At 72.2% G+C, this 19,870-nt stretch carries 17 protein-coding genes; 16 read left to right on the forward strand and 1 reads right to left on the reverse strand.

What is annotated here, in order from left to right:
* Positions 1–6 precede the first annotated feature (6 nt).
* On the forward strand, positions 7–2,049 hold the full coding sequence (locus SOM35_RS05425) for a primosomal protein N' family DNA-binding protein (RefSeq protein ID WP_320514658.1): 2,043 nt from the start codon (positions 7–9) through the stop codon (positions 2,047–2,049).
* Between the two features lie 76 nt (positions 2,050–2,125).
* Here SOM35_RS05425 and SOM35_RS05430 read toward each other — a convergent pair whose 3' ends face one another.
* Positions 2,126–2,602, reverse strand: a complete 477-nt coding sequence (locus tag SOM35_RS05430; protein ID WP_320514659.1) for a DUF4383 domain-containing protein — start codon at positions 2,600–2,602, stop codon at positions 2,126–2,128.
* Positions 2,603–2,747: 145 nt separating this feature from the next.
* Between SOM35_RS05430 and SOM35_RS05435 the strand changes: the two genes are divergently transcribed.
* The 15 genes from SOM35_RS05435 (at position 2,748) to gltB (ending at position 19,862) form a co-directional block, all read left to right on the forward strand.
* The gene (locus tag SOM35_RS05435) at positions 2,748–3,701 is read left to right on the forward strand and encodes a methionyl-tRNA formyltransferase (protein WP_320514660.1); all 954 of its coding nucleotides are present in this window, start codon (positions 2,748–2,750) and stop codon (positions 3,699–3,701) included.
* The gene (locus SOM35_RS05440; protein ID WP_320514661.1) at positions 3,698–5,350 is read left to right on the forward strand and encodes an RsmB/NOP family class I SAM-dependent RNA methyltransferase; all 1,653 of its coding nucleotides are present in this window, start codon (positions 3,698–3,700) and stop codon (positions 5,348–5,350) included. The genes SOM35_RS05435 and SOM35_RS05440 overlap by 4 nt, the downstream gene beginning before the upstream one ends.
* A gap of 65 nt (positions 5,351–5,415) precedes the next feature.
* Positions 5,416–6,081, forward strand: coding sequence for a ribulose-phosphate 3-epimerase (gene rpe, locus SOM35_RS05445; protein WP_320514662.1), 666 nt, complete (start codon positions 5,416–5,418; stop codon positions 6,079–6,081).
* 9 nt (positions 6,082–6,090) lie between these two features.
* Positions 6,091–6,354 carry a phosphoribosyl-ATP diphosphatase gene (locus tag SOM35_RS05450; protein ID WP_110902198.1) on the forward strand — a complete coding sequence of 88 codons (264 nt, stop codon included), beginning with the start codon at positions 6,091–6,093 and terminating at the stop codon, positions 6,352–6,354.
* A gap of 62 nt (positions 6,355–6,416) precedes the next feature.
* On the forward strand, positions 6,417–7,256 hold the full coding sequence (gene hisG / locus SOM35_RS05455) for an ATP phosphoribosyltransferase (protein ID WP_320514663.1): 840 nt from the start codon (positions 6,417–6,419) through the stop codon (positions 7,254–7,256).
* A complete protein-coding gene (gene hisF, locus SOM35_RS05460) occupies positions 7,253–8,047 on the forward strand; it encodes an imidazole glycerol phosphate synthase subunit HisF (RefSeq protein ID WP_253463214.1) in 795 nt (264 codons plus the stop codon). The genes hisG and hisF overlap by 4 nt, the downstream gene beginning before the upstream one ends.
* 88 nt (positions 8,048–8,135) lie before the next feature.
* Positions 8,136–8,558 carry a phosphoribosyl-AMP cyclohydrolase gene (gene hisI / locus SOM35_RS05465; RefSeq protein WP_253463213.1) on the forward strand — a complete coding sequence of 141 codons (423 nt, stop codon included), beginning with the start codon at positions 8,136–8,138 and terminating at the stop codon, positions 8,556–8,558.
* Complete coding sequence (locus SOM35_RS05470) at positions 8,555–10,087, forward strand: anthranilate synthase component I (protein WP_320514664.1); 1,533 nt, start codon at positions 8,555–8,557, stop codon at positions 10,085–10,087. Before hisI ends, SOM35_RS05470 begins: the two co-directional genes overlap by 4 nt.
* Positions 10,084–10,827, forward strand: coding sequence for a Trp biosynthesis-associated membrane protein (locus SOM35_RS05475; RefSeq protein WP_253463211.1), 744 nt, complete (start codon positions 10,084–10,086; stop codon positions 10,825–10,827). The genes SOM35_RS05470 and SOM35_RS05475 overlap by 4 nt, the downstream gene beginning before the upstream one ends.
* Positions 10,814–11,053, forward strand: a complete 240-nt coding sequence (locus tag SOM35_RS05480; protein ID WP_111073564.1) for a DUF6704 family protein — start codon at positions 10,814–10,816, stop codon at positions 11,051–11,053. The genes SOM35_RS05475 and SOM35_RS05480 overlap by 14 nt, the downstream gene beginning before the upstream one ends.
* Before the next feature lie 79 nt (positions 11,054–11,132).
* Positions 11,133–11,906, forward strand: a complete 774-nt coding sequence (gene trpC / locus SOM35_RS05485) for an indole-3-glycerol phosphate synthase TrpC (protein WP_111073710.1) — start codon at positions 11,133–11,135, stop codon at positions 11,904–11,906.
* 40 nt (positions 11,907–11,946) lie between these two features.
* On the forward strand, positions 11,947–13,161 hold the full coding sequence (trpB, locus tag SOM35_RS05490; protein ID WP_221850279.1) for a tryptophan synthase subunit beta: 1,215 nt from the start codon (positions 11,947–11,949) through the stop codon (positions 13,159–13,161).
* Positions 13,158–13,952 (forward strand): tryptophan synthase subunit alpha, encoded by a 795-nt coding sequence (trpA, locus tag SOM35_RS05495; protein ID WP_320514665.1) that lies wholly within the window; start codon positions 13,158–13,160, stop codon positions 13,950–13,952. The genes trpB and trpA overlap by 4 nt, the downstream gene beginning before the upstream one ends.
* 106 nt (positions 13,953–14,058) lie before the next feature.
* Positions 14,059–15,048 carry a prolipoprotein diacylglyceryl transferase gene (lgt, locus tag SOM35_RS05500; protein ID WP_290156446.1) on the forward strand — a complete coding sequence of 330 codons (990 nt, stop codon included), beginning with the start codon at positions 14,059–14,061 and terminating at the stop codon, positions 15,046–15,048.
* Between the two features lie 188 nt (positions 15,049–15,236).
* Positions 15,237–19,862: a glutamate synthase large subunit gene (gene gltB, locus SOM35_RS05505; RefSeq protein WP_475395200.1), complete on the forward strand. Its 4,626-nt coding sequence runs from the start codon at positions 15,237–15,239 to the stop codon at positions 19,860–19,862.
* The last annotated feature ends 8 nt before the right edge of the window (positions 19,863–19,870 follow it).

The following is a 19,870-nucleotide window of genomic DNA, read 5'->3' on the forward strand; positions in this document are numbered from 1 at the left end:
GCCCTCGTGGCCACCGTCGCGCGTGTCGTCCTCGACTCGCCGCTCCCGCAGCTCGACCGTCTGTTCGACTACCGGGTGCCGGCCGAGATCGAGGACGACTGCGTGCCGGGGGTCCGGGTCCGGGTACCGCTGCGCTCCGGCGCTCGGATGACCGATGCCTACGTGGTCGAGGTCGTGTCCGACGACGCACTCTCCCCGGAGCACGACTTCCCGGGGGAGCTCAGCGCGATCGAGGAGCTCGTCAGCCCGGTGCCGGTGCTCGCGCCGGAGGTCTGGCAGCTCGCCCGAGCCGTGGCGGACCGCGCCGCGGGCGTCGCCAGTGACGTGCTGCGGCTCGCCGTACCGACTCGCCAGGTGCGGCCGGAGAAGGCCTGGCTCGCGCGCGACACCGCATACGTGCCGCCCAGCGTGACGGCCGGGGCGGTCGAGGGGTACGGCGACGCGGTCATCGAGTCCGTGATCGACGCCGGAGGCCGTGCCGCCGTCAGCGCCATCCCGCACCCGGTCCTGCTCAGTGCCCCGACGCCGGCCGCCGAGGGCTCCGAAGCTGCCGAGGCCACCGCCACGCCGGACCCCACCTGGGTCCCGGGCTGGGCAGCGACCCTGGCACAGGCCGCCGCGCACACGCTGGCGGGGGAGCGCTCCGCCGTCATCGCCGTCCCCGACTTCCGCGACGTCGCCGACCTCGAGCGCGCCCTGCTCGTCCTGGTGCCCGCCGAGCGCGTGGTCCGGTTCGACGCCAAGCAGACGAACGGGCAGCGGGCCCGGGCACTCCTCACGGCACGCACGCACCCGGTCGTCGCGATCGGCAGCCGTGCCGCCGTGTACGCGCCGGCGTCGGACCTCGGGCTCATCGCGCTCTGGGACGACGGCGACCCGTCGTTCGCTGAGCAGCGCGCACCGTACGTGCACACCCGCGACGTCGCCCTGGTGCGGACGTCCCAGTCCGGGGCTGCGCTGCTGATGGTGTCGCACGCCCGCAGCACCGACGTCCAGCGGCTCGTCGAGCTCGGGTGGTTGCAGGAGATCGGTCCGCACCGCGCCCGGGCGCCGAAGGTGGTCCCGACCGCCCACCAGACGAACGCCGACGGCTACGCCGCGCAGGCCCGGATCCCGAGCAGTGCCTGGCGCGCGGCGCGCGAGGCCAGCCACGACGGCCCCGTGCTCGTGCAGGTGTCCAACCCGGGCTTCGGCACGGGCCTGGTCTGCACCCAGTGCGGCGAACGAGCGCACTGCCGGGTGTGCGGTGGTCCGCTCGGCAGCCCGCACGCCGGGTCGACCCCGCAGTGCCGGTTCTGCGGGGCGCTGGCGGCCGGGTACCGCTGCCCGACGTGCGGCAACGGCAAGCTCAAGCCCGTCGGCCAGGGTGCCCAGCGCACCGCCGACGAACTCGGCCGGGCGTTCCCGAACACCCGCATCGTGGTGGCAGACGGGTCACGTCCGATCGACGCGGTCCCCGCTCGCCCCGCGGTCGTCGTCGCCACGCGCGGCGCCGAACCCGACGTCGCCGGCGGGTACGCCTGCGTGCTGCTCCTGGACGGCGAGCGGATGCTGGCGCGTGAGGGGCTCCGTGTGCAGGAGGACGTCCTCCGGATCTGGGCGAACGCCGCGGCGAAGGGCGCTCCGGGAGCGCCGGTGTACCTCGTCGGCATCGGTGGGAAGCTCGCGAACGCGATGGCCCTCTGGCGGCTCGACGTCCCCGCGCACGACGAACTCACCGACCGCCGAGAGCTGTTCTTCCCCCCGGCGGTGCGGGTCGCGACCCTGACCGGTACGGACGAGGCGGTGACCGGCGCCATCGAGGCCCTCGGTGACGCGCCGGTCGGTCCGGTGCTCGGCCCGGTGCCCGTCGACGACCCGACGCCGGGAACGGTGCGGGCGATCGTGCGGTTCCCTTACGGGCACGGCACCGAGGTGGCGGCGACCCTCAAAGCCGAGGTGATCCGCCGGTCGTCCACCCGGCGGGTCGTCAAGGGCGGGACGAAGCGACGAGCGGCCCCGGCGCTCCGGGTCCGGATGGACGACGCCGAACCGTTCTCGGAGGTCTGAGCCCACCGCGGCCCCGGACATGACGGGAGGCCCGTGGCGATCCCGCCACGGGCCTCCCGTCATGTGCCGCGTCGCGTCAGCGGGAGGTGCGCTCCGCGCCGACCGGTGCCCGACGCCCACGCGAGAGCACGACGCCGAGGGCGACCATGCCGATCGCGAGGACGAGGTGCAGCCAGTTGTCGGCCGAGTTCAGCGGCACGAAGTTCGCGGCGCTGTCGCTGTTCGCGGTGAACAGGCCGTAGATCCAGAGCACGAAGTAGACGACGCCACCGATGACCAGGTAGAGCCGCGCACCACTGGCACGACGAGCGGCCAGGACGCCGACGATGCCGAAGAGCAGGTGGACGATGTTGTGCAGGACGGACACCTGGAAGATGCCGAGCAGCATGCCCATCGAACCGTTGCCGGCACCGCCGAGGTCACCGGAGGTGAGGCCCGGGATGAAGCCGGCGATGCCGACGAGCAGGAAGACGATGCCGACGACGAGTGCGCCCTTCTGCACGGGCGTCTCGGCGAAGCTGGTGGGTGCTGGGGTGGAGAGTCGGTCTGTCATGTTCGTTCCTTTCCGGGAATCGCCTGTGAACGTACCCGTGCGTCGACGGTGACGTTCGACGGTGCGGCGGGATCCTCGCACCGAGGACAGTTCCGTGCCGGGCACGCCGCCTCTGCGGCGGTGCGCCGCATGGGAGACTGGTCGGATGCGTCTCGTCGTCGCCGGCAGCCCCGCTGCCGCGGTCCCCACCCTCCGTGCTCTGGCGGCGTCCGACCACGAGATCGTGGCGGTGCTCACCCGCCCGCCGACACCGCAGGGCCGGAAGCGTGTGCTCACGCCGACGCCGGTCGCGCAGGTCGCGGCGGAACTCGGGCTGCCGGTGATCGAGGCCTCGTGGGTGGACGACGAGGTCACGGCACGGATCGCTGCGCTCGACGTCGACCTCGGCGTGATCGTCGCGTACGGCGCGCTGCTGCGCCGCCCGGCCCTGGGCGCCCCGCGCCTGGGCTGGGTCAACCTGCACTTCTCCGACCTCCCGGCCTACCGCGGGGCCGCCCCCGTGCAGCGCGCGGTGATGGCCGGCGACACCACCACCGCGGCCACGGTCTTCCAGCTGGTCGAGGCCCTGGACGCCGGTCCGGTCTACGCGTCCGAGCCGTTCACCATCGACCCGGAGGCCACCTCCGGCGAGGTCCTCGCCGCGATGGCGGAGACCGGCGCCGACGTGGTGGTCCGGGTCGTCGACGCCCTCGCCGCGGGCACGGCGACGGCGACCGAGCAGGTCGGATCGCCGACGACGGCCCCGAAACTGACGCTCGAGGACGGCCGCACCGACTTCGCCGCCCCGGCATCCGTGGTGCACGCCCGGCTCCGCGGCGTCACCCCGGAACCGGGCGCGTTCGCGCACGTCGGCGAGACCCGGGTGAAGCTGCTGCGGGCGCACCGGCTCGCGACGCACGACGGCCGCCCGGGAGGCTCGGGGGACACCGCCCCGCACCTCACCCCCGGTGCGCTCCGGCTCGTGGACGGTGCCCTGCTGGTCGGGACGGCGGACGAACCGCTCGTGCTGACCGAGGTGCAGCCGGCCGGCAAGAAGGCGATGGACGCCGCGGCCTGGGCCCGAGGGCTCGGACCGCTCGACGGGAAGGTGCTCGCATGAGCGCGGAACACGATCGCGCCCAGCGCGGCGGGAACGGCGGCGGCCAGCGCGGTGGCGGTACCGGCCAGCGCGGCGCTGTCCAGCGCGGCGCCGGCGTCGGGCGGACCGGCGGACGACCCGGTGGTCGGCCGCGGGAGCCCCGGCAGGTCAGCGCCCGGCGCGTGGCGTTCGACGTCCTGCGCGCCGTCCAGGTCGACGACGCCTACGCGAACCTGCTCCTGCCGACGCGCGTCCGGCGTGCCGGGCTCAGCGCCCGCGACGCCGGCTTCGCCACCGAGCTGACCTACGGCACGATCCGGATGATCGGCCGCTACGACGTGGTCGTCGCCGTCGCGTCCGGGCGCCGGGCGGACCTCATCGAGGCCGACGTGCTCGACGTGATGCGCCTCGGCGTGCACCAGCTCCTCGGCATGCGGACGCCGACGCACGCCGCGGTCTCCGCCACGGTCGAGCTCGCCCGCGAGGTCGGCGTCGTCCGCGCCACCGGTTTCGTGAACGCCGTGATGCGGAAGGTCGCCGGCAAGACCCCGGAGGAGTGGGACGCCCTCGTGACGGCCGGCCTCGGCGGGGAGGCCCTCCTCGCGACGCGCTGGTCGCACCCGGTCTGGGTCGTCTCCGCGCTCCGGGACGCCCTGGCCGCGGAACGGTCCCGTGACGAACTCGTCGCGCTCCTCGCCGCCGACAACGAGGCACCGCGCGTCCAGCTCGCCGCGCTGCCCGGTGTCGCCACGGCGGAGGACGTCGAGCAGGCGACCACGCGCACGACGGTGGACGACGACGTGGCGGGGGACGAGCCTCCCGTCGGTCCGGCCAGCGACGACGCCGACGCGGCCGACCAGCCCGACCACGACCAGCCCGACCGCGACGGCGACAGCGCTGCGGAGCCCGCTTCACCCGCGCCCGACCTGCCGGTCTCGCCCGTCGGCATCCGCGGCGTCACCGGCGACCCGGCGCGCGTCCCCGGTGTCGCCGCCGGCCGACTGCGCGTGCAGGACGAGGGCTCCCAGCTCGCCGCCCTCGCGCTGTCCCGCTCCTCCGAGGTCCGCGCCGGCGAACGCTGGCTGGACCTGTGCGCCGGCCCCGGCGGCAAGGCCGCGCTCCTCGCCGCCGAGGCCGCCCAGGGCGGCGCCACCCTCACCGCCAACGAACTCGTCCCGGCCCGCGTGGGCCTGGTCCGGGAGGCCCTCCGCGACTTCCGCGACACCGTCACCGTGGTCGAAGGCGACGGCCGCCGCTACGGCCACGACGGTGCGGGTGTCACCTACGACCGCATCCTGCTCGACGCGCCCTGCACCGGGCTCGGCGCGCTGCGTCGGCGTCCGGAGGCCCGCTGGCGCAAGCAACCGGAGGACGTCGCCGAACTCGCGCTCCTGCAGGAGGAACTGCTCGAGGCGGCGGTCCGCGTGCTCGCCCCGGGCGGCACCCTGGCGTACGTGACGTGCTCGCCGCACCTGGCCGAGACGCGGGGTCAGGTCGACGCCCTGATGCGCCGCCACGGCGACCTGCTCGAGCAGCTCGACACCGCCTCGGTGGTCCGCTCGGTCGCGGCCCGTGACCCGCAGGTGGCGGACGGCCGGACCGTGCAGCTCTGGCCGCACCGGATCGGCACCGACGCGATGTTCATCGCGTTGTTCCGTCGGACGGCCTGACCGTCGGGTCGTCCGACCACCGACGGTCCGACGGCCGGTCCGGCACCGGCCGGTAGGCTCGACGGGTGACGATCCGCATCTCGCCGAGCATCCTGTCCGCCGACTTCGCGAACCTCGAGCGCGAACTGCACCGCATCGAGACCGCCGACATGGTGCACGTCGACGTGATGGACAACCACTTCGTGCCGAACCTGACGCTCGGCCTGCCGATCGTCCAGCGCCTGCAGCAGGTGTCGCCGGTGCCGCTCGACGTGCACCTCATGATCACCGACGCGGACACCGAGGCACCGAAGTACGCCGAGACCGGGGCATCGAGCGTCACCTTCCACTTCGAGGCGGCGACCGACCCGGTGGCGACCGCTGCGGCGATCCGGTCGAACGGGGCCCGCGCCGCCGTCGCCGTGAAGCCCGGCACCCCGGTCACGCAGGTGCTGCACCACCTCGACGCCTACGACATGATCCTGCTCATGACCGTCGAACCCGGGTTCGGCGGGCAGGCGTTCATGACCTCGGTGATGCCGAAGCTCGCCGACGCCCGGGCCGCGGTCGACGCGTCGGGACTCGACGTCTGGCTCGAGGTCGACGGCGGCATCGCGGTCGACACCGTGCCCGAGGCGGTCCTGAGCGGTGCCGACACCCTGGTCGCCGGCTCCGCGGTCTACGGCGGCGAGCCGGCTGCGCGCATCACCGATCTCCGAGCGGCGGCGCAGCGCGCCCTCGCGGACCGGTAGCCTGAAGAAGTGAAGACGTTCGACGACCTGTTCGCGGAGCTGACCGAGAAGGCGCGCACGCGCCCGGACGGCTCCGGCACCGTCGCCGAACTGGATGCCGGCGTGCACCAGATCGGCAAGAAGATCGTGGAGGAAGCCGCCGAGGTCTGGATGGCGGCCGAGTACGAGGGCGACGAGCGCACCTCGGAGGAGATCTCGCAGCTCGTGTACCACCTGCAGGTCCTCATGATCGCGAAGGGCCTGACCCCGGCGGACGTCTGGCGACATCTGTAGGGAGCGCGTCACCCCGCGCACCGCAGACCCGTCACCGACCCCACCTCCAGGAAGCAGACCTGATGCTCCGCATCGCCGTGCCCAACAAGGGCTCACTGTCCGAGACCGCCTCCGAGATGCTGCGGGAGGCCGGGTACGCCGGTCGCCGTGACCCGAAGGCGCTGCACCTCATCGACGAGCGCAACGGGGTGGAGTTCTTCTTCCTCCGCCCGCGTGACATCGCCACCTACGTCGGCTCCGGCGCACTCGACGTCGGGATCACCGGCCGCGACCTGCTGCTCGACTCCGGCTCCACCGCGCACGAGGTCGACGCGCTCGGCTTCGCGGACTCCACCTTCCGCTTCGCCGGCGCCCCCGGTCGGTACAGCACGCTGCAGGACCTCGAGGGCGTGCGCGTCGCCACGAGCTACCCCGGCCTGGTCGGGGAGTTCCTCGCGCAGCACGGCGTCACGGCCACCCTGGTCAAGCTCGACGGCGCGGTCGAGAGCGCCGTCCGGCTCGGGGTCGCCGACGCCGTCGCCGACGTCGTCTCCACCGGCAGCACGCTCCGCGCCGCCGGGCTGGAGATCTTCGGCCCGGTCATCCTCGAGTCCACCGCGGTCCTCATCACCACCGACGAGACGATCGCCGGCATCGACGTGCTCCGCCGAAGGCTGCAGGGCGTCCTGGTCGCCCGCGGCTACGTCATGCTCGACTACGACATCCCGTCCGCCCTGCTCGAGCAGGCGACCGGGATCGCGTCGGGCATCGAGTCCCCGACGGTCTCGCCGTTGCACGACCGCGACTGGTCGGCCGTCCGCGTGATGATCCCGCGCGACGACGCCAACCTCATCATGGACGCGCTCTACGACCTCGGCGCCCGGGCGATCCTGGTCAGCCCGATCCACGCCGCACGCCTGTGACCGCCGCACCCGCGGGCGCCACCGCCCTGGGCGGCGTCTCGGTCCGCGTCATCCCGTGCCTCGACGTCTCCGGCGGCCGTGTCGTCAAGGGCGTCAACTTCCTCGACCTGCAGGACGCCGGCGACCCGGTCGAGCTGGCCGCGCGCTACTACGAGCAGGGCGCCGACGAGCTGACGTTCCTCGACGTCGGGGCAACCGTCGAGAACCGCGCCACGATGTGGGACACCGTCACCCGCACCGCCGAGCAGGTCTTCATCCCGCTCACGGTCGGCGGCGGGGTCCGCAGCGTCGACGACGTCGCCCGGCTGCAGCAGTGCGGCGCGGACAAGATCGGCGTCAACAGCGCCGCGATCGCCCGCCCCGAGCTGGTCTCCGAGATCGCCGACCGGTTCGGCGCACAGGCCGTCGTCCTGTCGCTCGACGTGAAGCGCTCCGACCGGATGCCGTCCGGCTTCGTCGTCACGACGCACGGCGGCCGCACCGAGACCGACATCGACGCCGTCGCCTGGGCGCACGACGCCGTCGAGCGCGGCGCGGGGGAGCTCCTCGTCAACTCGATCGACGCCGACGGCACGAAGAACGGCTTCGACCTCGAGCTCGTCGCCGCGGTCCGTGCGGTGTCCTCGGTACCGGTCATCGCCTCGGGGGGCGCGGGGCACGTCGACCACTTCGCCCCCGCCATCGACGCCGGTGCGGACGCGGTCCTCGCCGCGAGCGTCTTCCACCGCGGCGAGATGACCGTGGGCGACGTCAAGGACGCGCTGCGCGCCACCGGCCACGTCGTCCGCTGACGCCGTCCCGACCAGCCGGGTCGGGCCTCCCGTCCGGCGTGCCCGTCCGCAGCCAGCGCGCCGGGCGGGGCCGTAGGCTGGTGCCCTCATGACCGACAGCACCAGCACCAGCACCGAAGCGGTCCTCGACCGCGCGCGCTTCGGTGCGGACGGACTGCTCCCCGCCATCGTGCAGGAGGAATCGTCGAAGGACGTCCTCATGCTCGGGTACATGGACCGGGAAGCCCTCCGCCGCACCCTGACCGAGGGCCGGGTGACCTTCTGGTCGCGGTCCCGGAGCGAGTACTGGCGCAAGGGCGACACGTCCGGCCATGCCCAGTACGTCCGCGCCGCCGCCCTGGACTGCGACGACGACACGCTCCTCGTCACGGTGCACCAGGTCGGTGCCGCGTGTCACACCGGGGCCCACCGGTGCTTCGACGTCGATCCGCTCGACCCGGTGACGGCGTCGGCGCCCGACACGGTGGAGGCCTCCGCTCCCGGCACGGCGACGGGCGGTGTCGCACGATGAGCGACTCGCCCCGCACCACACTCCGCGACGACTTCGACGGGCTCGTCCGCGAGGGCCACCGCGTGGTCCCCGTCGTCCGCGCGCTCTTCGCCGACAGCGAGACCCCGGTCGGCGTCTACCGGAAGCTCGCCGACGGTCGCGCCGGTTCGTTCCTGCTCGAGTCCGCCGGGCAGGGCGGCCTCTGGTCGCGCTGGTCCTTCGTCGGCGTCCGCAGCTTCGGTGTCCTCACCCAGGACGGCGACCGTGCCGCCTGGATCGACACCGGGATGTCGGCGGAGCGCGCCGTCGGCTCCCTCGACGGGCAACCGCTCGAGGTCCTGGCACGACTCCACGAGCGCTGGGCGACGCCCCGCGTGCCCGGTCTGCCGCCACTCGTCGGCGGCACCGTCGGCTTCATCGGGTGGGAGGCCGTGCGGCAGCTCGAACACCTGCCGGACGCACCGCCGGCCGACTTCGACGTGCCGGGGCAGGCGCTCTCCTTCGTGTCCGAGCTCGCCGCCCTCGACCACCGCACCGGCCTCGTGCTCCTGGTCGCGACCGCCCTGAACGACGGCACCGACGACGCCGACACGCTGTGGTCGGACGCGCAGGCCCGACTCGACCGGATGCAGGCCGACCTGGTGCAGCCGAGCATCGCGACCGTCGCCGAGGCGTTCGACATCGCCGAGCCGACCGCCCGCTCCCGGTCCACCCCGGAGGAGTACGCGGCGTCGATCGAGCGGTCGAAGCAGTTCATCCGCGACGGCGACGTGTTCCAGGTCGTCATCTCGCAGCGGTTCGACCACGACGTGACGGCCGACCCGCTGGACGTCTACCGGGTCCTCCGCACGCTGAACCCGAGCCCCTACATGTACTTCCTGTCGCTCGAGGGACGCGACGGCCAGCCGTTCTGGATCGTCGGCGCCTCGCCGGAGGCCCTGGTGAAGGTGCAGGACGGCCGGGCGATGACGCACCCGATCGCCGGCTCCCGGCCGCGCGGCGCCACCACCGAAGAGGACGTCCGCCTCGGTGACGAGCTGCTGGCGGACCCGAAGGAACGCGCCGAGCACCTGATGCTCGTCGACCTCGCCCGCAACGACCTGCAGAAGGTCTGCGAGCCGGGCACCGTCGCCGTGACCGAGTTCATGACGGTCGAGCGGTTCAGCCACATCATGCACCTGGTGTCCAGCGTCGAGGGAGCGATCCGCCCGGGGATGTCGGCCATCGACGTGTTCCGCGCGACCTTCCCGGCCGGCACGCTCTCCGGAGCGCCGAAGCCGCGTGCGCTGCAGATCATCGACGAACTCGAGCCCGCCAAGCGCGGGGCGTACGCGGGCGTGGTCGGCTACTTCGACTTCGCCGGGGACGCCGACGTCGCGATCGCGATCCGCACCGCCCTCATCCAGGACGGGGTCGCCCGCGTGCAGGCCGGCGCCGGACTGGTCGCGGACTCGGACCCGACGAGCGAACACCTCGAGTCCGTCAACAAGGCCGCCGCTCCGTTGCGTGCCGTGGCGACCGCCAACCGGATGACCGTGGTCACCCCGTGAAGCGTTCCCGCCCACTCGTCGTCGTCATCGGGCTGCTGGTCGCCGGACTCGTGATGCTCTCGTGGACACAGACCTGGTTCACCGTGCACCTCGACCACACCGCGGCCGTCGTCAAGACCGTCGACGCCGACGGCGCCACCGTCGTGCCGCAGTACACGGCCGTCGCGATCGCCAGCCTCGCGCTGTTCCTCGCCATGACCATCGCCGGGCGCGTGGTCCGGGTCGTGCTCGCGGTCGTGCAGGTGCTGCTCGGGGTGGCCGTCGTCGTCTCGGGTGTGACCGCCCTGTCCGACCCGGTCGCCGCCGCACAGAGCGCCATCGGCTCGGTGGCCGGAGTCAGTGACGTCGGCGCGGTCCGACGGGTCGTCACCGGCGTCGACGTCAGCCTCTGGCCGGTCGTCGGGATCATCGGCGGGGTCCTCGCCGCGCTCCTCGGTGTCGCGGTGCTGTTCCTGCAGCGGTCCTGGCCCGGTCCGAGCCGGAAGTACGGCGACGCCGCCACGCCCGGGTCCGCCACCGCCGCCGGTGTCGCCGGGGGTCCGGCGTCCGGCGCGGACGCCGTCCGACGACCCGTCGTCCGCGACGCGGTGGTCGACTGGGACGACCTCAGCGCCGGTGTCGACCCGACCGCGGGGGACGCCGCCGCCGGGCAGCCCGACACCCTGGACACGGTAGGATCGACGGAGCGCCGCCCGACCGGTGGCGCCAGCGACAACGAGGAGCACCGTGAGCAACACTGAGCCCGCAGAACTCGGCGAAGGCCACTCGCCGGCGGCCTGGACGGCCGTCGTCATCATGCTGATCGGCTTCGCCGCCGGAACGCTGTGCTTCTGGTTCGACCTCGCCTGGGGTGTGTGGGCGTCTGCCGCCGTCGTCGTGATCGGCCTGATCGTGGGCTTCGCGATGGGCAAGGCCGGCTACGGCGTCAACGGACCGAAGTACGTCACCAAGCACCACGGCGGCTGAGCGCATGTCGGCTGCAACCCCGAACGGAACGCCCGCGCCGACTCCGTCCGCGCCGACCCCGTCCGTCCCCGGTACGAACCTGCTGCAGAGCCTGGTCGCCGGGGCGCTCGAAGACGCGGCCGCTCGTCGGCTCGACCGTCCGTACGCGGACGTCGAACGCGACCTCGACCGGGTGGCCTCGCCGCTCGACGCGCTCGAGTTCCTGGCACCCGGCGACCGGGTGAAGATCCTCGCAGAGGTCAAGCGGGCGAGCCCGTCCCGTGGCGCGATGGCCACCATCGCCGACCCGGCAGCCCTCGCCGCGGACTACGAGCGCGGCGGCGCCTCGGCGATCAGCGTCCTGACCGAGGGCCGCAAGTTCCTCGGCAGCCTGGCCGACCTCGAAGCCGTCAAGGCGCGCGTCGGGGTGCCGGTGCTCCGCAAGGACTTCATCGCCGACCCGTACCAGGTCGTCGAAGCGCGTGCGGCCGGGGCGGACATCGTGCTGCTGATCGTCGCGGCACTCGACCAGCCGACCCTCGTGCAGCTCCACGGCCTGGCCGAGGAGCTCGGCATGCGCGTCCTGGTCGAGGCGCACTCCGCCGACGAGGTCTCTCGTGGCCTCGACGCCGGTGCGCGCATCCTCGGCGTGAACGCCCGCGACCTCACCGACTTCTCGCTCGACCGTGACCTCTTCGGGTCCCTGGCCGACCGCATCCCCGACGGGGTCGTCCGCGTGGCCGAGTCCGCCGTGAAGACCCCTGCCGACGTCGCCCACTACCGGTCCGCCGGTGCCGACGTCGTCCTCGTCGGGGAAGCGCTGGTCACCGGCGCCGACCCCGCCGCCACGCTCGCGTCGTTCATCGACGGCTGACAACCCGTCCGGTGCAGACCGGACTCCTTGGAGCACCACCGTGACCTCACTCCGTGACCTGCAAGGCCCCTACTTCGGCGACTTCGGCGGGCGGTTCGTCCCTGAGTCGCTCGTCCTGGCGCTCGACGAGCTCGAGACCGCGTTCCGGACCGCGTGGGCGGACCCGTCCTTCCGCGAGGAACTGGACACCCTCCACCGCGACTACACCGGCCGCCCCTCGATCATCACCGAGGTGCCGCGGTTCGCGAAGCACGCCGGTGGTGCCCGGATCATCCTCAAGCGCGAGGACCTGAACCACACCGGTTCGCACAAGATCAACAACGTGCTCGGGCAGGCGCTCGTCGCCCGCCGCCTCGGCAAGACCCGGTTGATCGCGGAGACCGGAGCCGGCCAGCACGGTGTCGCCACCGCGACCGCGGCTGCCCTGTTCGGCATGGACTGCGTCGTGTACATGGGTGCTGTCGACACCGAGCGCCAGGCACTCAACGTCGCCCGGATGCGTCTGCTCGGCGCCGAGGTCATCCCCGTCGAGACCGGTTCCCGCACCCTGAAGGACGCCATCAACGACGCCCTCCGCGACTGGGTGGCGAACGTCGAGTCCACCCACTACCTGCTGGGCACCGTCGCCGGTCCGCACCCCTTCCCGGAGATGGTCCGCCAGTTCCACAAGGTGATCGGCGAAGAAGCCCGGCAGCAGGTGCTCGACCGCGTCGGACGCCTGCCGGACGCGGTCGCCGCGTGCGTCGGTGGCGGGTCGAACGCGATGGGCATCTTCGAGGCGTTCCTCGACGACGAGTCGGTCCGTCTGCACGGCTTCGAAGCGGGCGGTGACGGCGTCGAGACCGGTCGGCACGCGGCCAGCATCACGCTCGGCCGCGAAGGCGTGCTGCAGGGTGCCAAGTCCTACCTGATGCAGGACGAGGACGGCCAGACCATCGAGAGCCACAGCATCTCCGCCGGGCTCGACTACCCGAGCGTCGGTCCGGAGCACGCGTACCTGGCGTCGATCGGGCGGGCGAAGTACGAGCCGATCACGGACACCGAGGCGATGGAGGCCTTCCGGCTGATGAGCCGGACCGAGGGCATCATCCCGGCGATCGAGTCCTCGCACGCCCTCGCCGGCGCGATCAAGCTCGGTAAGGAACTCGGGCCCGAGGGCGTCATCCTCGTGAACCTGTCCGGTCGTGGCGACAAGGACGTGGCCTCGGCCAGCCGGTACTTCGGCATCCTCGACGAGACGGCGGTCCAGTCGTGAGCACGAACAAGACCGTCGCCGAGACGATCGACCACGCCAACGCCGAGCGCGCCGGGGCCGTCGTCGGCTACCTGCCTGCCGGCTACCCGGACCTGCAGACCAGCGTGGACGCCGCCGTCGCCCTCGCCGAGAACGGCGTCGACGTCATCGAGCTCGGCCTGCCGTACTCCGACCCCGTCATGGACGGCCCCGTCATCCAGCGTGCGGCGGAGGAGAGCCTGGCCAACGGCTTCAAGGTCGCCCAGGTGTTCGACGCCGTCAACGCGATCACCGAGCGCGTCGACGTGCCGGTCCTCGTGATGACCTACTGGAACCCGGTGCTGCGCTACGGCGTCGAACGGTTCGCGGACGACCTGGTCGCCGCCGGTGCCGCCGGTCTCATCACGCCGGACCTCATCCCCGACGAGGGCCAGCAGTGGATCGACGCCTCCGAGCGCACCGGGCTCGACCGGGTGTTCCTCGCCGCGCCGTCCTCGACCGACACCCGGATGCGTCAGGCCGTCGACCGCAGCCGCGGGTTCGTGTACGCGGTCTCGACCATGGGCGTCACCGGTGCCCGGGTGGGCGTCGACACGGCAGCCCGCACGGTGGTCTCGCGCCTGCGTGACGCCGGCGTCCAGCGCACCTGTGTCGGCCTCGGCATCTCGACCGCCGACCAGGTCGCCGAGGTGCTCGAGTACGCCGACGGGGCGATCATCGGCTCGGCGTTCGTCCGTGCCCTCGCCGACCTCGGCGTGACCGGGGTGGCCGACCGCGCCGCCGACCTGTCGTCCGGCGCAGCACGGCGCTGACCCGCGCTACAGTGATCCGGGCCGACCGGGCCCGGAGGCCCGCAACGCACGGGGCCGCCAGCCCCACCGGCTGACCAGCTCCACACGTGAAAGGCGACAGTCGCACATGCCCCTCCTGAGCATCCCGAGCCCGAGCACGGCCTGGCAGTACTTCGACCTGACCGCGTGGCTGCACGACACGTTCAACGTGACGCTCCCGCTCGACTTCCGGATCCACGCGTACGCGATCTGCATCCTGATCGGGATCGTCATCTGCGTGCTGCTCACGAACAACCGGCTGAACGCCCGCGGCGCCGAGCGCTGGATCATCATCGACATCGCGATCTGGGCGGTGCCGGCGGGCATCATCGGCGGTCGCCTGTTCCACGTCTTCTCGCACGTCAGCGACTACTTCGGCCCGGGCATCGACCCGTTCTCGATCTTCTACATCTGGGAGGGCGGGCTCGCCATCTTCGGGGCGTTGATCCTCGGGTCGGTCGGCGCCTGGATCGGCTGCCGTATGGCGGGTCTCCGCTTCTCGGCCTTCATCGACGCCGCCGCTCCCGGTGTGCTCCTCGCCCAGGCGGCCGGTCGTCTCGGCAACTACTTCAACCACGAGCTCTTCGGCATGCCGACGAGCCTGCCGTGGGGTCTGCAGATCGAAGCCACCAACCCGGCGTACCCGAAGGGCCTGCCGGAGGGCGTGCTGTTCCACCCGACGTTCCTGTACGAGATCATCTGGAACGTCGTCGGCGCCGTGCTGATCCTGCTGCTCGACCGCCGCTTCCGCCTGCAGTGGGGCCGCGTCATGGCGCTCTACCTGGTCTGGTACGGCCTGGGCCGCTCGGTGCTCGAGTCCATCCGCGTCGACACGAGCGAGACGTTCGCCGGCATCCGCACCAACGTCTGGATGTCCTTCGCCGCGATCCTGCTCGGCATCATCATCTTCGCCATCCAGACCCGACGACACGTCGGGAAGGAACCGAGCCCGTACCTGCCGGGTCGCGAGCCTCGCTCGAAGTCCGATGTAGACTCGGACGACACCTACTCGGAGCACGACACCACCACCGGTGTCGCCGATCCGGAGCCGGTCGCCGCCGTCGCCGACCGACACTGAGGTCCCCAGCCTCTCCCGAACGCAGCACCACACCGCGCTTGCGGTCCGCCACAAGCGGACCCCACTCCTCGCACGCCGTCAGGGCACAGCCTGACGGCGAGCACGGGCACCAGTCCCGCCCGCTCGGGCGGAACGCACCACCGGGCCATCGCTGTCCCTGTTCCACTTCCTCGTGAGGACGGTTCCCCATGGCGCTCCTGCCACCCCAGCCCGCTGCAGTCCCGAACGGCGCGTCCGCCCCGTCCGGGCTCCGCTCGCCGCACCGACGGTTCTCCGCGATCCCCGACGCCGCCGGCATGTACGACCCGGCGAACGAGAAGGACGCCTGCGGTCTCGCCATGGTGGCGACGCTCCGCGGGACGCCCGGGCACGACATCGTCGACGCCGCCCTCGGCGCGCTCCGCAACCTCGAGCACCGCGGTGCGGTCGGGTCCGACGCCGGGACCGGTGACGGCGCCGGCATCCTCTGCCAGGTGCCGGACGCGTTCTTCCGCGACGTGGTCGACTTCGCCCTGCCGGACGCCGGGCAGTACGCCGTGGGCACCGCCTACCTGCCGCTCGACGCCGACGCACGCGCCGACGCCAAGGCCGCGGTCGAGCAGCTCGCCGTCGCCGAGGGACTCCGTGTCCTGGGCTGGCGCGAGGTGCCGGTCCGGCCCGAGGTCCTCGGCACGCTCGCCCGCGCCGCGATGCCCGCCTTCGAGCAGGTCTTCGTCGCGTCGACCCACCACGACGAGCACGGCGCGCTCCGCTCGGGCATCGACCTCGACCGCCAGGCCTTCCGACTGCGGAAGCGCGCGGAACAGGGCACCGAGCTCTACTTCATGTCGCTGTCCAGCCGCACCATGGTCTACAAGGGCATGGTCACGACGCTGCAGCTCGAGCCGTTCTACCCGGACCTCAGCGACGAGCGCTTCGCGTCCCGCCTGGCCATCGTGCACTCGCGGTACTCCACGAACACGTTCCCGTCGTGGCCGCTCGCGCAGCCGTTCCGCTCGCTCGCGCACAACGGCGAGATCAACACCGTCCGCGGCAACCGCAACTGGATGCGAGCGCGGCAGTCGCAGCTCGAGAGCGAACTGCTCGGTGACATGGCGCCGCTGCTGCCGATCGTCAGCCCCGGTGCGAGCGACTCGGCCTCGTTCGACGAGGTCCTGGAACTCCTCACGCTGACCGGCCGGTCGTTGCCGCACGCGATGTCGATGATGGTGCCGGAGGCCTGGGAGAACCAGACCGACATGGACCCCGAGCTCCGAGCGTTCTACGAGTACCACTCGATGCTCATGGAGCCGTGGGACGGCCCGGCCGCGATCACCTTCACCGACGGCACGCTCGTCGGCGCGACGCTCGACCGCAACGGGTTGCGTCCCGGTCGCTTCCTGGTCACCGACGACGGCCTCATCGTGATGGGCAGCGAGACCGGTGTCATCGACGTGCCCGCCGCGAAGGTCGTCCGCAAGGGGCGTCTCCGTCCGGGCCGGATGTTCCTGGTGGACACCGAGAACGGCCGGATCATCGAGGACGACGAGGTCAAGCGCGACCTGGCCACCTCGGGCCCGTGGACCGAGTGGCTCGAGTCCGGTCGCATCAACCTCAACGACCTGCCGGAGCGCGAGCACATCGTGCACACCCCGGCCTCGGTCACCCGTCGTCAGCGGGCGTTCGGGTACACCGAGGAAGAGGTCCGTGTCCTGCTGCGTCCGATGGCGCAGACCGGGGCCGAGCCGCTCGGTGCGATGGGCTCCGACACCCCGATCGCGGTGCTGTCGCAGCGCCCGCGCCTGCTGTTCGACTACTTCACGCAGCAGTTCGCACAGGTCACCAACCCGCCGCTCGACTCGATCCGCGAGCAGGTCATCACGTCGATGGGCCTCGGTCTCGGGCCGGAGCGCAACCTCCTGAGCGCCGGACCCGAGCACGCGAAGCAGATCGTCCTCGACTTCCCGGTGATCGACAACGACGAGCTGGCGAAGGTCCAGCACTTCGAGACGGCCTCCGGTCGGCACCTGAGCGTGACGATCCGTGGGCTCTACCGGGTCGACGCCGGCGAGACGGCGATGGAGCAGCGCCTCCAGGCCGTCTGTGACGAGGTCGACGCGGCCATCGAGTCGGGCAAGCAGTTCATCGTCCTGTCGGACCGCGACGGCAACGCCGAGAGCGCGCCGATCCCGAGCCTGCTGCTGCTCGCCGCCGTGCACCACCACCTGATCCGCACCGAGCAGCGCATGAAGGTCGGCCTGATCGTCGAGGCCGGCGACGTGCGCGAGGTGCACCACGTGGCGACCCTGATCGGGTACGGCGCCTCGGCGATCAACCCGTACCTGGCGATGGAGACGTGCGAGAACCTCGTGCGCTCCGGCATGATCACCGGGCTCACCCCGGAGCAGGCCGTCAAGAACGTCATCAAGGCGCTCGGCAAGGGCGTCCTGAAGATCATGTCGAAGATGGGCATCTCGACGGTGTCGAGCTACGCCGGCGCGCAGGCGTTCGAGGCGGTCGGGCTCAGCCAGGAGTTCGTCGACCGGTACTTCACCGGCACGTCGTCGATCCTCGGCGGGGTCGGCGTCGACGTGATCGCGGCCGAGAACGCCGAGCGTCACGCCCAGGCGTACCCGCAGGACGGCGCGGTGCTCTCCCACGAGCGTCTGCAGACCGGCGGCGAGTACCAGTGGCGCCGCGAAGGACCGCCGCACCTGTTCAACCCGGACACCGTCTTCCGCCTGCAGCACGCCACCCGTGCCCGCCGGTACGACGTGTTCCGCGAGTACTCGAAAGCGGTCGACGACCAGTCCGAGCAGCTGATGACGCTGCGCGGCCTGTTCGGCTTCACCGCGGGCGACCGCACTCCGGTGCCGCTGGACGAGGTCGAGCCGATCGCCGAGATCGTGAAGCGCTTCAACACCGGTGCGATGTCCTACGGGTCCATCTCACAGGAGGCGCACGAGACCCTCGCGATCGCGATGAACCGTCTCGGTGCCCGGTCGAACACCGGCGAGGGCGGCGAGGACGTCGAGCGACTGCTCGACCCCGAGCGGCGCAGCGCGATCAAGCAGGTCGCCTCCGGGCGGTTCGGCGTGACGAGCATGTACCTCACGCACGCCACCGACATCCAGCTGAAGATGGCACAGGGCGCGAAGCCCGGCGAGGGTGGCCAGCTGCCCCCGCAGAAGGTGTACCCGTGGGTCGCCCGCACCCGCCACGCCACCGCGGGCGTCGGCCTCATCTCGCCGCCGCCGCACCACGACATCTACTCCATCGAGGACCTCAAGCAGCTGATCTTCGACGTCAAGCGCGCCAACCCCTCGGCCCGCGTGCACGTCAAGCTCGTCAGCCAGTCCGGCATCGGCGCGGTCGCAGCCGGCGTGACGAAGGCCCTGGCCGACGTGGTGCTCGTCTCCGGCCACGACGGTGGCACCGGCGCCAGCCCGCTGAACTCCTTGAAGCACGCCGGCACACCATGGGAGATCGGTCTCGCCGAGACGCAGCAGACGCTCATGCTCAACGGCATGCGCGACCGCGTCACGGTGCAGGTCGACGGGCAGATGAAGACCGGTCGCGACGTCGTCGTGGCCGCCCTGCTCGGCGCCGAGGAGTACGGCTTCGCCACCGCCCCGCTGGTGGTCGAGGGCTGCATCCTGATGCGCGTCTGCCACCTCGACACCTGCCCGGTGGGCGTCGCGACGCAGAACCCGGAGCTCCGCAAGCGCTTCTCCGGCAAGCCGGAGTTCGTCGTGAACTTCTTCGAGTTCATCGCGCAGGAGGTCCGTGAGCTCCTCGCCGAGCTCGGCTTCCGCAGCCTCGACGAGGCGATCGGTCACGCCGACGCCCTCGACGTGGACCGCGCGGTGGAGCACTGGAAGGCCTCGGGGCTCGACCTCGCGCCGGTGCTCAAGGGGCCGGAGTTCGCCCCCGACGAGCCGCGCAGCCGCCGCCGGGCCCAGGACCACGAGCTCGAGCAGCACTTCGACGTCCGGCTCATCGCCGAGGCGTCCGACGTGCTCGAGCACGGCGGCACGCTGACGCTCGACCTGCCGATCCGCAACACGGAGCGCGCGGTCGGCACGATGCTCGGGCACGAGGTCACCCTCCGGCACGGCGAGCACGGCCTGCCGACCGGCTCGATCGACATCACCCTGCGTGGGTCGGCCGGCCAGTCGCTCGGCGCGTTCCTGCCGGCGGGCATCACGCTCCGTCTGATCGGCGACAGCAACGACTACGTCGGCAAGGGCCTGTCCGGTGGCGAGATCGTCGTCCGTCCGGCGGAGGACGTCGGGTTCGACCCGGCCGAGAACGTCATCGCCGGCAACGTCATCGGCTACGGCGCGACCCAGGGCAGCATGTTCATCCGCGGCATCGTGGGGGAGCGCTTCCTGGTCCGCAACTCCGGCGCGACCGCGGTCGTCGAGGGCGTGGGCGACCACGCGCTCGAGTACATGACCGGTGGGCTCGCGCTCATCCTCGGCGAGACCGGCCGGAACCTCGGCGCCGGCATGTCGGGAGGCACGGCGTACGTCCGCGGGCTCCGGCACGAACTCGTCAACACCGACGCGCTGGCCTCCGGCGAGCTCCGCCTGGAGCCGCTGGACAGCGCCGACGTGGAGATCGTCACCGACCTGCTCCGCCGGCACGCCGACGAGACCGGTTCGACGATCGCCGCCGGTCTGCTCGACTCGGGCGACCTGTCCGAGTTCGTCAAGGTGCTGCCGCGCGACTACGCGGCCGTGCTCGAGACGCGTCGCCAGGCCGTCGACGAGGGCCTCGACCCGGACGGCACCGTCGTCTGGAACCGCATCCTGGAGGTCACCGGTGGCTGACCGCACTC

It is taken from the genome of Curtobacterium sp. CFBP9011, from assembly GCF_034045095.1.
GTDB lineage: Bacteria > Actinomycetota > Actinomycetes > Actinomycetales > Microbacteriaceae > Curtobacterium.

What these genes read in the sequence shown, in the direction of transcription:
- hisI (WP_253463213.1), top strand. Translation starts at nt 8,136, where the DNA reads ATGACCGACAGCACCAGCACCAGCACCGAAGCGGTCCTCGACCGCGCG.
- SOM35_RS05435 (WP_320514660.1), top strand. Translation starts at nt 2,748, where the DNA reads ATGCGTCTCGTCGTCGCCGGCAGCCCCGCTGCCGCGGTCCCCACCCTC.
- lgt (WP_290156446.1), top strand. Translation starts at nt 14,059, where the DNA reads ATGCCCCTCCTGAGCATCCCGAGCCCGAGCACGGCCTGGCAGTACTTC.
- SOM35_RS05470 (WP_320514664.1), top strand. Translation starts at nt 8,555, where the DNA reads ATGAGCGACTCGCCCCGCACCACACTCCGCGACGACTTCGACGGGCTC.
- SOM35_RS05430 (WP_320514659.1), bottom strand. Translation starts at nt 2,602, where the DNA reads ATGACAGACCGACTCTCCACCCCAGCACCCACCAGCTTCGCCGAGACG.
- hisG (WP_320514663.1), top strand. Translation starts at nt 6,417, where the DNA reads ATGCTCCGCATCGCCGTGCCCAACAAGGGCTCACTGTCCGAGACCGCC.
- SOM35_RS05440 (WP_320514661.1), top strand. Translation starts at nt 3,698, where the DNA reads ATGAGCGCGGAACACGATCGCGCCCAGCGCGGCGGGAACGGCGGCGGC.
- gltB (WP_475395200.1), top strand. Translation starts at nt 15,237, where the DNA reads ATGGCGCTCCTGCCACCCCAGCCCGCTGCAGTCCCGAACGGCGCGTCC.